Genomic DNA, 13,080 nt, shown 5'->3' with positions numbered 1-13,080 from the left:
TCACTCCGGGACGCGACGGTAGGCGCCGTCGCTGGCCGAGGTCGCCATCGACGCGTACGCGCGCAGCGCCGCCGACACCGGACGCTGCCTGTCGACCGGGGTGTACGGACGGTCCCGCTTCTCCTCGGCCACCCGCCGCGCCTCCAGCTCGTCGCCGGGCACGTTCAGCTCGATCGACCGGCCCGGGATGTCGATGACGATCTCGTCGCCGTCGCGGACCAGCGCGATCAGCCCGCCCGAGGCCGCCTCCGGGGAGACGTGCCCGATGGACAGACCGGAGGTGCCGCCGGAGAACCGGCCGTCGGTCAGCAGCGCGCAGGAGCGGCCCAGCCCACGGCCCTTGAGGAACGAGGTGGGGTAGAGCATCTCCTGCATGCCGGGGCCACCCTTCGGGCCCTCGTAGCGGATCACCACCACGTCCCCGGCGACGATCTCCTTGGCGAGGATCGCGGTCACCGCGTCGTCCTGCGACTCGTAGACCTTGGCCGGGCCGCGGAACGTCAGGCACTCCTCGGGCACACCGGCGGTCTTCACCACGCAGCCGGCCGGCGCGAGGTTGCCGTGCAGGATGGCCAGGCCGCCGTCCGCGCTGTACGCGTTCTCCCGGTCCCTGATGCAGCCGCCGGCCGCGTCGGTGTCCAGCGACGACCAGCGGTTGGTGGTGGAGAACGGCTCGGTGGTGCGCACTCCGCCCGGCGCGGCGTGGAACAGCTCGACCGCCTCCGGCCGGGCCGTGCCGCCGCGCACGTCCCAGTCGGCCAGCCACTTGTCGAGGCTGGGGGAGTGCACCGACCGCACGTCGCGGTGCAGCAGCCCGGCGCGGTCCAGCTCACCGAGGATGGCCGGGATGCCGCCGGCGCGGTGCACGTCCTCCATGTGGTAGTTCGGGGAGTTCGGGGCGACCTTGGCCAGGCACGGCACCCGGCGGGAGATCGCGTCGATGTCGGCCACGCCGAAGTCCAGCTCCGCCTCGCGGGCGGCGGCGAGCAGGTGCAGCACGGTGTTCGTGGAGCCGCCCATCGCCACGTCGAGGGCGATCGCGTTCTCGAACGCCTCCCGGCCGGCGATCGAGCGCGGCAGCACCGAGGCGTCGTCGTTCTCGTACCACTGCTTGGCGATCTCGACGACGGTGCGCCCGGCCTCGACGAACAGCGACCGCCGCGCGGCGTGGGTGGCGAGCGTCGACCCGTTGCCCGGCAGGGCCAGGCCGATCGCCTCGGTGAGGCAGTTCATCGAGTTGGCGGTGAACATGCCGGAGCAGGAGCCGCAGGTCGGGCACGCGGAGCGCTCGATCTCGCCGAGCTGGTCGTCGGTTACCGCCTCGTTCGAGGAGGCGATCATGGCGTCGATCAGGTCGATCTTGGAGTGCACCACGCCCTCGATCGCCACCGTCTTGCCGGCCTCCATCGGGCCGCCGGAGACGAAGACGGTCGGGATGTTGAGCCGCAGCGCGGCCAGCAGCATGCCCGGGGTGATCTTGTCGCAGTTGGAGATGCAGACCAGGGCGTCCGCGCAGTGCGCGTTGACCATGTACTCCACCGCGTCGGCGATCAGCTCCCGGCTGGGCAGCGAGTAGAGCATGCCGCCGTGGCCCATGGCGATGCCGTCGTCCACGGCGATCGTGTTGAACTCCCGGCCGACGCCGCCGGCCTCGGCCACCGCGTCGGCGACCAGGCCACCGAGGTCCTTGAGGTGGACGTGACCGGGTACGAACTGGGTGAAACTGTTCGCGATGGCGACGATCGGCTTGCCGAAGTCGTCGTCGGTCATCCCGGTGGCCCGCCAGAGGGCCCGGGCGCCGGCCATCGTCCGACCATGGGTGGAGGTCCTCGACCGCAGCTCAGGCATGACAACCAGTCTGACACCATCCGCGCGGCGACTCCGCCGCGCGCACCCTGTGTCCCAACAGTTGCACACCCGGTCCCCCACGGGAGGCGCTCATCCGGCAGAGTTGACGCGTGCAGTCGTCCCCGGGGATGGTCACCGTCGCGGTGTTGAGCGGGATCGCCGCGGCCGGTGCCGCCGTGCTGCTCGTTGCGTCGGTGCGGCGCCGCACCGGCCCCCGCCGGCCGGCTCACCTGCTGCTCGCGGTCGCCGCCTGCGCCGCCCTGTTCAGCCTCCTGGTCGGCCTCGGCGGTCTGCTGGCCGCCGGTGACCACTGGGCGCACCGGCAGGGCCAGCGGACCGGGTGGGCGGTCCTCGTCGCCGCCGGTACGACGCTCGCCGCGCTCGGCCTCGGCGCCGCCGTCCTGCGGCTGCCCGGCGCGGCCGCGACCCGGGCCGCCACCGCCCGGCTGCTGCTCGACGGCCTGATCATGGGCAGCGCGCTCTGGTTCGTCGGCTGGGTGGCGTTCAGCGAGCCGACCCGGCTGCTCGGCGACGCCACACCCGTCGCCTGCCTGCCGATCGTGCTGGCCACCGTGAGCGCGGCGCTCACCACGGGGCTCACAGTGATCGTCGTGCTGCGGGTCGCGCCGCCGCGCGGATGGCTCACGCTGCTCGCCGCCGGCGCGATAGCGGTGACGGCGGGCGGGCTGGCCGTGTCCGCCGGGCTCTGCCAGGCCGGCCCGGGCATGGTGCTCACCGGCGCGGTGCTGACCGCCGCCGGTCTGCTGGCCACCGCCGTGGCCGGGCGCCGGGCCGATCTGACGCAGCTCGACGTCGACTTCATCCGCCGCGACGGCGAGTACGCCTTCGTGCCGATGTTCGCCATGGCCGCCTCCGCGATCTACCACCTGGTGCAGGGCGGCGGGTTCGACGGGTACGCCATCGTGGCCGGCACGGTCGAGGGGTTCGCCCTGGTGACCCGGCAGTACCTCGCCCTCAACGACGTCCGCGGTTACGCCATCCGGCTGGCCGAGCGGGAGGCGCACTTCCGCGAGCTGGCGCACACCGACCCGCTGACCGGGCTGGCGAACCGGCGCGGGCTGCTGCGTGCCCTGCACCGCAGTGCCGAGGCGGGCGTGCCGTGCGTGCTGCTCGGGCTCGACCTCGACGGCTTCAAGAACGTCAACGACATGCGCGGGCACGACGTCGGCGACGCGGTGCTGATCGAGGTGGGGCGACGGCTGCGGGGCAACCTGCGCCCGGGCGACCTGGCCGCCCGGCTCGGTGGTGACGAGTTCGCGGTGCTGATGCACGGGTCGGCCGACCCCGGCCCGGTCGCGGACCGCCTGCTCGGGGTGCTCGGCCGCCCGTACGAGCAGGGGGACGGGCCGGTCTTCCTGTCGGTGAGCATCGGCGTGGCCGCCGGGCACGGTGAGCAGGACGTCGAGCTGCTGCTGCGCAACGCCGACCTGGCGCTGCGCTACGCCAAGCAGCGGGGCAAGAACCGGATCGAGCGCTACGACGCCACCTACGACCAGTTGCTGAGCCGGCGTACCCGGATGGAGCACGAGCTGCGCGGCGCGATCGAGCGCGACGAGCTGCGGCTGGTCTTCCAGCCGGTGGCCTCGCTGCCGTCGGTGCGGCCGGTCGGCGCGGAGGCGCTGCTGCGCTGGCGGCACCCGGAGCTGGGCAACGTCCGGCCGGACGAGTTCATCCCGCTCGCCGAGGAGTGCGGGATGATCGCCAAGCTCGGCGCGTGGGTGCTGCACCAGGCCTGCTACCAGCTCTCCCGCTGGCTGGCCGACGGGCACGACGTCTGGGTGTCGGTGAACGTGTCGCCGCGCGAGCTGCACGCCCCCGAGTACGTGGTCCAGGTCGCCGACGCGCTGCGCGCGCACCACGTGCCGCCGCAGCGGCTGGTGCTGGAGGTGACCGAGCACGCGGTCGCCACCGACCTGGACGAGCTGATCCGGCGGCTCACCGCGCTGCGGCTGACCGGCGTCCGGATCGCACTCGACGACTTCGGCGCCGGTTACTCGTCGCTCGGCCAGCTCCGGCGGCTGCCGATCGACATCCTGAAGATCGACCACAGTCTGGTCGCCGAGCATGAGCCGGTCCGGCCGGTCGGGCGGGACGGTCCGGCGTTCGCCCCGATGGTCGACATCGTCATGCGCCTGGGGCACCAGCTGGGGCTGGAGGTGATCGCCGAGGGCGTCACCAACCCGACCGAGCTGGCCGCGGTGGTGGCCGCCGGGTGCCGGTTCGGCCAGGGCGCGCTGTTCGGCTGGGGCGTACCGGCCGAGCACCTGGAGGCGATGCTGGAGGCGGCCACGGCGCCCGGCAACCGGCACACCGCGATGCCGCCGGTGCCGCCGCCCGCGCCGGCGCGCGCCCCGTCGCCGCTGCTGCCCCGGCTGCGCAACAACCCGCCCGCCCCGCGTCCCTCGATGGAGGGATCTTCGCAGGTGGCGCCGGGCGCGGAGGGGGTCGCGGCGACCGACACGCCCACGTCCGTGAACCAAAATGTGGGATCAGTTGACTCATCGCGTGAGATGCGTCAGGCTTAGCCGCATGTCGTCGAACCGGTCGCCGCGAGTACTTACCTGAGCGCACTCTCCCACCGAGAGTGCGCTGGCCCCGTGCATCCTGCACGTGGGCTTTTTTGTTGCCGTCGGACCATCGCCGGGACCTCCCCGTCCCATCCTGAGAAGCGCGTCACCCACTCACTTCCGAAGGCTTGAACCGCCATGACGAGACCCACGCCAGAGACCCTCGCCCACTCCGCCCGCCGTGCCCGCTCCGGCACCGGCGCGGCCGGTGACTCCGACCCCGCCGCCCGCCCCGGCCGTACCGTCCCGGCGGCCGCCACCACCGAGACGCCCGTACGGGAGCCCGCCACCGCGGAGGTCTCGGGCGCCGGTTCGCTCGTGCGGTCGCTGGAGGCGCTCGGCGTCGACGTGGTCTTCGGCATTCCGGGCGGCGCGATCCTGCCCGCCTACGACCCGCTCTACGACTCCACGGTCCGGCACATCCTGGTCCGCCACGAGCAGGGCGCCGGGCACGCGGCCACCGGCTACGCGCAGGCCACCGGCCGGGTCGGCGTCTGCATCGCCACCTCCGGCCCGGGCGCGACGAACCTGGTGACGCCGATCGCGGACGCGTACATGGACTCGGTCCCGATGGTGGCGATCACCGGGCAGGTGGCCCGGCCGTCGATCGGCACCGACGCCTTCCAGGAGGCGGACATCCAGGGCATCACGCTGCCCATCACCAAGCACAACTTCCTGGTGCAGACCGCCGACGAGATCCCCCGCGTGCTGGCCGAGGCGTTCCACCTGGCCGCGACCGGCCGGCCCGGCCCGGTGCTCGTCGACATCCCGAAGGACGTGCTCCAGGCGCCGGCGACGTTCTCCTGGCCGCCCACGCTCGACCTGCCCGGCTACCGGCCGACGCTGCACCCGCACGGCAAGCAGATCCGCGAGGCGGCCCGGCTGATGACCGCCGCCCGCCGCCCGGTCCTCTACGTCGGCGGCGGCGTGCTCAAGGCCGGCGCCACCGAGGGGCTGCGCAAGCTGGCCGAGCAGACCGGCATCCCGGTGGTCACCACGCTGATGGCGCTGGGCGCGTTCCCCGACTCGCACCGCCAGCACCTGGGCATGCCCGGCATGCACGGCACCGTCGCCGCGGTCTACGGCCTCCAGAAGGCCGACCTGATCGTGGCGCTGGGCGCCCGCTTCGACGACCGGGTGACCGGCAAGCTGGACTCGTTCGCGCCGGACGCGACTGTGGTGCACGCCGACATCGACCCGGCCGAGATCGGCAAGAACCGGCACGCCGACGTCCCGATCGTGGGTGACGCGCGGCACGTGATCGACGAGCTGATCGCCGCCGTCACCGCCGAGCAGGCCGCGCACCCGCCGGCCGACCTGACCGACTGGTGGGCCCAGCTCGACGACCTGCGCGAGCGGTACCCGCTGGGCTTCGAGGAGCCGGCCGACGGCACGCTCTCCCCGCAGTACGTGATCAAGCGGCTGGGCGAGATCGCCGGCCCGGACGCGGTCTACGTGGCGGGCGTCGGCCAGCACCAGATGTGGGCCAGCCAGTTCATCTCGTACGAGAAGCCGCACACCTGGCTCAACTCCGGCGGCCTGGGCACCATGGGCTACGCCGTCCCGGCTGCGATGGGCGCGAAGGTCGGCAAGCCGGACACCACTGTGTGGGCGGTCGACGGTGACGGCTGCTTCCAGATGACCAACCAGGAGCTGGCCACCTGCGCGCTGGAGGGCATCCCGATCAAGGTCGCCGTGATCAACAACGGCAACCTCGGCATGGTGCGGCAGTGGCAGACCCTGTTCTACGGGGAGCGCTACTCCAACACCGAGCTGGGCACGCACAAGCACCGCATCCCGGACTTCGTCAAGCTCGCCGAGGCGCTCGGCTGCGTCGGGCTGCGCTGCGAGAACGCCGCCGACGTGGACAAGACCATCGAGGCGGCCATGGCGATCAACGACGCGCCGGTGGTCATCGACTTCGTGGTCGGCAAGGACGCGATGGTCTGGCCGATGGTCGCCGCCGGCACCAGCAACGACGAGATCATGTTCGCCAGGGGTGTGCGCCCCGCGTTCGACGAGGACGAGTTGTAGTCATGACCGAATGCACCGAGCGCAGCGAGGGCCATGAGGGCATGACGAGGAAGGTGCCGGTCATGACCGAATGCACCGAGCGCAGCGAGGGCCATGAGGGCATGACGAGGAAGGCACAGCTATGACTATGCACACGCTGTCCGTGCTGGTGGAGAACAAGCCGGGTGTCCTGGCCCGGGTCTCCGGGCTGTTCTCCCGGCGCGGGTTCAACATCGACAGCCTCGCCGTGGGCGAGACCGAGAACCCGGACGTCTCGCGCATCACCATCGTGGTCAACGCCGAGTCCTCGCCGCTGGAGCAGGTGACCAAGCAGCTCAACAAGCTGGTCAACGTACTCAAGATCGTGGAGCTGGATCCGCAGGTGTCGGTGGCGCGGGAGCTGCTGCTGGTCAAGGTCCGCGCGGACCGCGCGGCCCGCGCCCAGGTGCTGGAGACGGTCGGCCTGTTCCGCGCCCGGGTGGTCGACGTCGCGCCGGACACGCTGACCATCGAGGCCACCGGCACGCCGGACAAGCTCGACGCGCTGCTGCGCGACCTGGAGCCGTTCGGCATCAAGGAGATGGTCCAGTCCGGCACCGTGGCGATCGGGCGGGGTTCGCGGGCCATCACCGCCGGCCCGGCCCTGCGCGCCGCCTGATCCGTACCCACAAGTTTTTCGACGGGCCGACGGGCACCGCCGTACGAAAGGGAAGTCAATGAGCGTTGAGGTGTTCTACGACGACGACGCCGACCTGGGCCTGATCCAGGGCCGCAAGGTCGCCGTGATCGGGTACGGCAGCCAGGGCCACGCGCACGCGCTGTCGCTGCGCGACTCCGGCGTCGACGTGGTGATCGGCCTGCCCGCCGGCTCGAAGAGCCGGCCGAAGGCCGAGGAGCAGGGCCTGCGGGTGCTCACGCCCGCCGAGGCGGCGGCCGAGGCCGACGTGATCATGATCCTGGCGCCGGACACCGCCCAGCGTGGTCTCTACGCCGACGCCATCGCGCCGAATCTGGCCGCGGGCAAGGCGCTGTTCTTCGGCCACGGCTTCAACATCCGGTACGGCCTGATCAAGCCCCCGGCCGACGTGGACGTGGCGATGGTCGCCCCGAAGGGCCCCGGTCACCTGGTCCGCCGCCAGTACGTCGACGGCAAGGGCGTGCCCTGCCTGGTCGCGGTCGAGCAGGACGCCAGCGGCAACGCGTTCGGCCTGGCCCTGGCGTACGCCAAGGCGATCGGCGGCACCCGGGCCGGCGCGATCCGGACCACGTTCACCGAGGAGACCGAGACCGACCTGTTCGGCGAGCAGGCGGTGCTGTGCGGTGGCGCGGCGGCGCTGGTGCAGACCGGTTTCGAGGTGCTCACCGAGGCCGGCTACGCGCCCGAGGTGGCCTACTTCGAGTGCCTGCACGAGCTGAAGCTGATCGTCGACCTGATGTACGAGGGCGGCATCGCCCGGATGCGCTACAGCATCTCCGACACCGCCGAGTACGGCGACCTGTCCCGTGGCCCGCGCGTCATCGACTCGCGGGTCAAGGACGAGATGCGCAAGATCCTCGGTGAGATCCAGTCCGGCGAGTTCGCCCGCGAGTGGGTGGCCGAGGACGAGGCCGGCCGGCCGAACTTCGCCAAGTGGCGGGCCGAGGGCGCGGCGCACCCGATCGAGGAGACCGGGCAGAAGCTGCGCGCCATGATGAGCTGGGTCGACCGGCCGATCACCGAGACCGCCTGAGCTTCTCCCTCGTGCGGCCCGCGGCCCGACGCTCTCCCCGGCGTCCGGCCGCGGGCCGCCGTTCGTTCACGTGCTGGGACACGGTGAGTAACGCCTCGTCCCGCACCGCCCCCGGGTGAACGGGGGATGACAGGCGTGCGACGGACCTGTGTGAGGGCGCTCACCCCGTAGTCCGCGACCCGGAGAGCGGGCAGGCACCTACCATTCCTTGGTGTGGTGCCCGAGCGCACCCGACGGCCGTGGCACGGATCGGCGCAGGGCGCAGCGCGGCGTCCCGGCGCCCCAGGCCGAACCATTACCGAGCGTCTACGAGGACCGATGAATCCTGTCGTACTGATCGCCGAAGAACTCGCCCCCGCCGCCATCGAGGTGCTCGCGCACGACTTCGACGTGCGCCACGTGGACGGCACCGACCGCCCCGCTCTGCTCTCCGCCCTCTCCGAGGCCGACGCGGTGATCGTACGCAGCGCCACCCAGATCGACGCCGAGGCGATCGCCGCCGCGCCGCGGCTGAAGGTGGTCGCCCGGGCCGGCGTCGGCCTGGACAACGTCGAGGTGCCGGCCGCCACCGCCCGGGGCGTCATGGTCGTCAACGCGCCCACCTCGAACATCGTCTCCGCCGCCGAGCAGGCCGTCGCGCTGCTGCTCGCGGTCGCCCGCAACACCGCCAGCGCCAGTGCCGCGCTCAAGGCGGGGGAGTGGAAGCGGTCCAAGTACACCGGCGTCGAGATCCAGGGCAAGACCGTGGGCGTGGTCGGCCTCGGCCGCATCGGCGTGCTCTTCGCGTCTCGCATCGCCGCGTTCGGCACCCGGCTGATCGCGTACGACCCGTACATCCAGCCGGCCCGCGCCGCGCAGCTCGGCGTCCGCCTGGTCGGGCTGGAGGAGCTGCTGCGGGAGAGCGACTTCATCTCGATCCACCTGCCCAAGACGCCGGAGACGGTCGGTCTGATCGGCGAGAAGGAACTGGCGATCGTCAAGCCGGGCGTCCGGATCGTCAACGCCGCCCGCGGCGGCCTGGTCGACGAGCAGGCGCTCGCCGACGCGATCGCGGAGGGCCGGGTCGCCGGCGCCGGTGTCGACGTGTACGCCAAGGAGCCGTGCACCTCCTCGCCGCTGTTCGCCTTCGACAACGTGGTGGCCACCCCACACCTGGGCGCCTCCACCAACGAGGCGCAGGACAAGGCCGGTCTCGCGGTGGCCAAGAGCGTCAAGCTCGCGCTCCAGGGCGAGTTCGTCCCGGACGCGGTGAACGTGCAGGCCGGCGGCGTGGTCGCCGAGGACGTCCGCCCGCTGCTGCCGCTGGCCGAGCGGCTGGGCCGGGCGTTCACCGCCCTGGCCGGCGGGGTGGCCGCCAGCGTCACCGTCGAGGTGCGCGGCGAGATCGCCGCCCACGACGTGTCGGTGCTCAAGCTCGCCGCGACCAAGGGGCTGTTCAGCTCCGTGGTGGAGGAGCAGGTCACCTACGTCAACGCGCCGCATCTGGCCGCCGAGCGGGGCGTCGAGGTCACGCTGGCCACGCCGGGCGAGACCGTCGACCACCCGAACCTGGTGACCGTGCGCGGGGCGCTGCCGGACGGGCGTACCGTCCGCGTCTCCGGCACCGTGGCGCACACCGGCACCCGCGACGTGTTCAAGCTGACCGAGGTGGACGGTTTCGACGTGGAGATCGGCGCGGAGGGCATCCTGGTCTTCCTGCGCTACGCGGACCGGCCCGGCGTGGTCGGCACCGTCGGCACGCTGCTCGGCGAGGCCGGCGTCAACATCGCGGCCATGCAGGTGGCCCGCCGCGAGGCCGGTGGCGAGACGCTGATGACGCTGACCGTCGACCAGGCGCTCGGCGCCGACCTGCTCACCTCCGCCGCCGACTCGATCGGCGCGGTCGCGGCCAGCGCGGCCGACCTGCGCGACGTGTAGTCCGGACAGGACACATCGGGGCCCGGCCGGATCGGCCGGGCCCTTCGTCGTCCCGGTGGGTCAGGAACGGACGCGGGCCGGTGGCGGGTAGACCGAGCCGTCCTGCGCGTCGAAGAGCATCAGGTCGTGCTCGCCGGCCAGCCGCTCGACGTCCAGCAGGACCTGATCGGGGCAGGCCGGGTTCAGGTTCATCTCGATGTGGTCGGCCGCCGTGTGCAGCGGCGCCTCCCACGGCGTACCGGGCCGGGCCGGGCGGTCCGGATAGCTCGCCGTGATCGCCCGGTAGAAGGCGACGAGTCGCGGGTCGGGGTGCTGCTCGCCGTGGCGGCCCTCGCGGCACTGCTGCACGGCCGCCCGCACCTGCTCCGGTGTCGCCCCGTTCGGCAGGGCCCACACGCTCAGATCGAAACTCACGGCGGACAGCGTGCCATCCCGGGCCCGGCCCGTCACCTCTGCCCCACCGTGCGTTCACCGCTGATTGCCGACATCATTCACCCGGCGTCCGCTGTGGAGACTCTTGCGTCGAGTTGCGTCGATTCGCTAGCGTACCGATGCGGTTTCCGCTGAGTCGATCCCCGGCCCGTCTTCGGGTGGCGCGGTCGGGCGCCCGGCCCCTCGGCCCGCACCCCTCGATTGCGCGAGCCACGCGCACTCGTCGCTGACCGGCCCTCACGGTCGTTGCCGAGACCGTGGGGGCCGATCGCGCTCCCGGCCGGTGTCGTGCGGGCCGACGGCGACTCAGCGCCGGTGGTGCGCGAACAGCGGGCGGTAGTCCGTGTCGTGACGGAACCAGGCCAGCCCGGCCGGTCCGGCGGCGTACAGGGCGGTGGCGTAGGCGTCGGCGACTGCGAGGTTCGGGCCGAGCACGGTGGCGGCCACGAGCCGGTCGGTCGGCTCGCCGGTGTGCGGGTCGATGACGTGCCCGCGCCGGCCGGTGACGCCCGAGGTGCCGACCGCGCCCGTCGTCATCTCCAGCACGACAGGTGTCCGGCGGGTGTCGGTGGGGTGGTGCACGGCGACACGCCACGGGCCGCCGTGGGCGGCGTGTCCGCGTACCGTCAGGTCGGCGCCGCTGAGCACGGCGTAGTCGTGGATGCCGGCGGCGCGCAACCGCGCCGCGGCCCGCTCCACCGCCCAGCCGCCGAGCAGGCCGCCCGGGTCGAAGCCGCCCGGCACGGCCCAGGCGTCGAACCAGCCGTCGGTCGCCGCCCGCATCGCGGCGCAGAGGTCGATCAGGTCGGCCAGCGGGGGGTACGAGTCGGGACTGATCTCGTCGCGGCGCAGCCGGGAGACGAGGCTGTCCGGCCGGTTCGGGCCGTAGGTGAGGTCGACGGCGCGCAGCTCGGCGACGGCGTCGCGCAGCGCCTCGCTGACCGCCCGGTGGCCGAACCACTCCGGCGCGTTGAGGAGCATGGTGTAGTCGGCGGTCGAGGTGGTGACGGTGTGGCGGACGCTGATCCGGCCGGACGCGGAGGCACCGGACCGCTCGACGCGGTGGTTCGTGGCGCCCAGGTGCAGGTCCGGGCGGGTCGGGCGGAACGCGGACTGGTCGACCCAGCGGGTACGTGGCTGCTCGTCCGCCCAGTGGGCCCGCCGGTGCTCGATCCGCATGACACCTGCCCCCTCGGTGGTCGCCGCTACGTCGCGGCGGTGCCGGATTCCGGGCCCCCGTCGACCCGCGAACTCGACCCTAAGCAGTGGAGATGACCGCACCATGAATGTCGGCTGGGAGCCTCCTGTGATTCGCCGTCCCGGATGATGGAAGATTCGTACCGGGGGCCGGGACGGCGACGTACGGTTGCGCCTAACGACGAGACGAGGAGCGCCAGGTGGCACACATCGCGGTGGTGGCCGGCGACGGCATCGGACCCGAGGTGGTCGCGCAGGCCCGCAAGGTCCTCGACGCGGTGGTGCCCGGGATCGAGGCCACCGAGTACGACCTGGGCGCGGCGCGCTATCACCGCACCGGCGAGGTGCTGCCCGACTCCGTCCTCGACGAGCTGGCCGGTCACGACGCCATCCTGCTGGGCGCGGTGGGCGACCCGACCGTGCCGCCGGGTGTGCTGGAGCGCGGTCTGTTGCTGAAGCTCCGGTTCGCCTTCGACCAGTACGTCAACCTGCGCCCGTCCCGGCTCTGGCCCGGCGTGGCCGGTCCGCTCGCGGCGGTCAAGCCCGGCGAGGTCGACCTCGTGGTGGTCCGCGAGGGCACCGAGGGGCTGTACGCGGGCGCCGGCGGCGCGCTGCACCGGGACACCCCGGCCGAGGTGGCCACCGAGGAGAGCCTGAACACCCGGCACGGCGTCGAGCGGGTGATCCGCGACGCGTTCGCCCGCGCCGGCCGCCGGGAGCGGCGCAAGGTCACGCTCGTGCACAAGACGAACGTGCTCACCCACGCCGGGTCGCTCTGGGCGCGCGCCTTCGCCGCGGTGGCCGCCGAGCACCCGGACGTGACCACGGAATACCAGCACATCGACGCCGCAGCGATGTTCCTGGTGACGAACCCGTCCCGGTACGACGTGGTGGTCACCGACAACCTGTTCGGCGACATCCTCACCGACATCGCCGCCGCCGTGACCGGTGGCATCGGGCTCGCGGCCAGCGGCTGCATCAATCCCGAGGGGCGCTACCCGTCGATGTTCGAGCCGGTGCACGGCTCGGCGCCGGACATCGCCGGCCAGGGCGTCGCCGACCCGGTCGCCGCGGTGCTGTCCGCCGCGCTGCTGCTGGACCAGCTCGGCCACGCCGACGCCGCCGCCCGGGTCACCGCCGCGGTCGGCACCGAGCTGGCCGGGCGTACGCCGGGGACGCCGCTGCGCACCGAGGAGGTCGGCGACCGGCTCGCCGCGTACGCCGTAGCCTGACCGGGCCGACCCTGCTGGCGGCCCGGTACCGGGCCGCCAGACCCGTCACCGGGCCCACCCGACCGTCCGGCGCGTCGCATCCGCCGGGGCGGAGCTATCCGCTGAACGACCGTTCGGGGTAAG

General features: G+C 72.9%; 10 protein-coding genes. 7 read left to right on the top strand and 3 right to left on the bottom strand.

Annotated elements, in window-relative coordinates:
• Entirely contained in the window at window positions 1–1,848 is a 1,848-nt protein-coding gene (gene ilvD, locus ABD52_RS12145; RefSeq protein ID WP_082171278.1) for a dihydroxy-acid dehydratase, read from the bottom strand.
• 110 nt (window positions 1,849–1,958) lie between these two features.
• On the opposite strand from ilvD, the gene ABD52_RS12140 reads away from it, so the two are divergent.
• From ABD52_RS12140 to serA, 6 genes are all read left to right on the top strand, one after another.
• Window positions 1,959–4,394 carry a bifunctional diguanylate cyclase/phosphodiesterase gene (locus ABD52_RS12140; RefSeq protein ID WP_047891856.1) on the top strand — a complete coding sequence of 812 codons (2,436 nt, stop codon included), beginning with the start codon at window positions 1,959–1,961 and terminating at the stop codon, window positions 4,392–4,394.
• 180 nt (window positions 4,395–4,574) lie between these two features.
• Window positions 4,575–6,470 carry an acetolactate synthase large subunit gene (locus ABD52_RS12135; RefSeq protein ID WP_047891855.1) on the top strand — a complete coding sequence of 632 codons (1,896 nt, stop codon included), beginning with the start codon at window positions 4,575–4,577 and terminating at the stop codon, window positions 6,468–6,470.
• A 2-nt stretch (window positions 6,471–6,472) separates the two neighbouring features.
• Entirely contained in the window at window positions 6,473–6,595 is a 123-nt protein-coding gene (locus ABD52_RS41405) for a hypothetical protein (RefSeq protein WP_013284503.1), read from the top strand.
• The gene (ilvN, locus tag ABD52_RS12130; protein WP_013284504.1) at window positions 6,592–7,107 is read left to right on the top strand and encodes an acetolactate synthase small subunit; all 516 of its coding nucleotides are present in this window, start codon (window positions 6,592–6,594) and stop codon (window positions 7,105–7,107) included. Before ABD52_RS41405 ends, ilvN begins: the two co-directional genes overlap by 4 nt.
• A 58-nt stretch (window positions 7,108–7,165) precedes the next feature.
• Window positions 7,166–8,179: a ketol-acid reductoisomerase gene (gene ilvC / locus ABD52_RS12125; protein WP_047891854.1), complete on the top strand. Its 1,014-nt coding sequence runs from the start codon at window positions 7,166–7,168 to the stop codon at window positions 8,177–8,179.
• Between the two features lie 318 nt (window positions 8,180–8,497).
• Complete coding sequence (serA, locus tag ABD52_RS12120; RefSeq protein ID WP_013284506.1) at window positions 8,498–10,096, top strand: phosphoglycerate dehydrogenase; 1,599 nt, start codon at window positions 8,498–8,500, stop codon at window positions 10,094–10,096.
• A gap of 60 nt (window positions 10,097–10,156) precedes the next feature.
• Here the strand turns inward: serA and ABD52_RS12115 are convergent, their stop codons facing one another.
• Both ABD52_RS12115 and ABD52_RS12110 read right to left on the bottom strand, forming a co-directional pair.
• A complete protein-coding gene (locus tag ABD52_RS12115) occupies window positions 10,157–10,510 on the bottom strand; it encodes a hypothetical protein (protein WP_030270079.1) in 354 nt (117 codons plus the stop codon).
• 324 nt (window positions 10,511–10,834) lie between these two features.
• Window positions 10,835–11,707 carry an FAD:protein FMN transferase gene (locus tag ABD52_RS12110; RefSeq protein ID WP_047891853.1) on the bottom strand — a complete coding sequence of 291 codons (873 nt, stop codon included), beginning with the start codon at window positions 11,705–11,707 and terminating at the stop codon, window positions 10,835–10,837.
• Window positions 11,708–11,925: 218 nt separating this feature from the next.
• Between ABD52_RS12110 and ABD52_RS12105 the strand changes: the two genes are divergently transcribed.
• Window positions 11,926–12,957: a 3-isopropylmalate dehydrogenase gene (locus ABD52_RS12105; protein WP_013284509.1), complete on the top strand. Its 1,032-nt coding sequence runs from the start codon at window positions 11,926–11,928 to the stop codon at window positions 12,955–12,957.
• Window positions 12,958–13,080: the final 123 nt, after the last annotated feature.

The sequence above is a fragment of the Micromonospora sp. RV43 genome (genome assembly GCF_001029515.1).
Classification (GTDB): domain Bacteria; phylum Actinomycetota; class Actinomycetes; order Mycobacteriales; family Micromonosporaceae; genus Micromonospora; species Micromonospora aurantiaca.
The sequence above is the reverse complement of the archived record's forward strand: the minus strand, read 5'-3'. Positions and strand labels throughout refer to the sequence as shown.

Bases quoted from the DNA above. Each gene is read 5' to 3' on its own strand.
- ilvD (WP_082171278.1), bottom strand. From the start codon at position 1,848: ATGCCTGAGCTGCGGTCGAGGACCTCCACCCATGGTCGGACGATGGCC.
- ABD52_RS12135 (WP_047891855.1), top strand. From the start codon at position 4,575: ATGACGAGACCCACGCCAGAGACCCTCGCCCACTCCGCCCGCCGTGCC.
- ABD52_RS41405 (WP_013284503.1), top strand. From the start codon at position 6,473: ATGACCGAATGCACCGAGCGCAGCGAGGGCCATGAGGGCATGACGAGG.
- ilvN (WP_013284504.1), top strand. From the start codon at position 6,592: ATGACTATGCACACGCTGTCCGTGCTGGTGGAGAACAAGCCGGGTGTC.
- ilvC (WP_047891854.1), top strand. From the start codon at position 7,166: ATGAGCGTTGAGGTGTTCTACGACGACGACGCCGACCTGGGCCTGATC.
- serA (WP_013284506.1), top strand. From the start codon at position 8,498: ATGAATCCTGTCGTACTGATCGCCGAAGAACTCGCCCCCGCCGCCATC.
- ABD52_RS12110 (WP_047891853.1), bottom strand. From the start codon at position 11,707: ATGCGGATCGAGCACCGGCGGGCCCACTGGGCGGACGAGCAGCCACGT.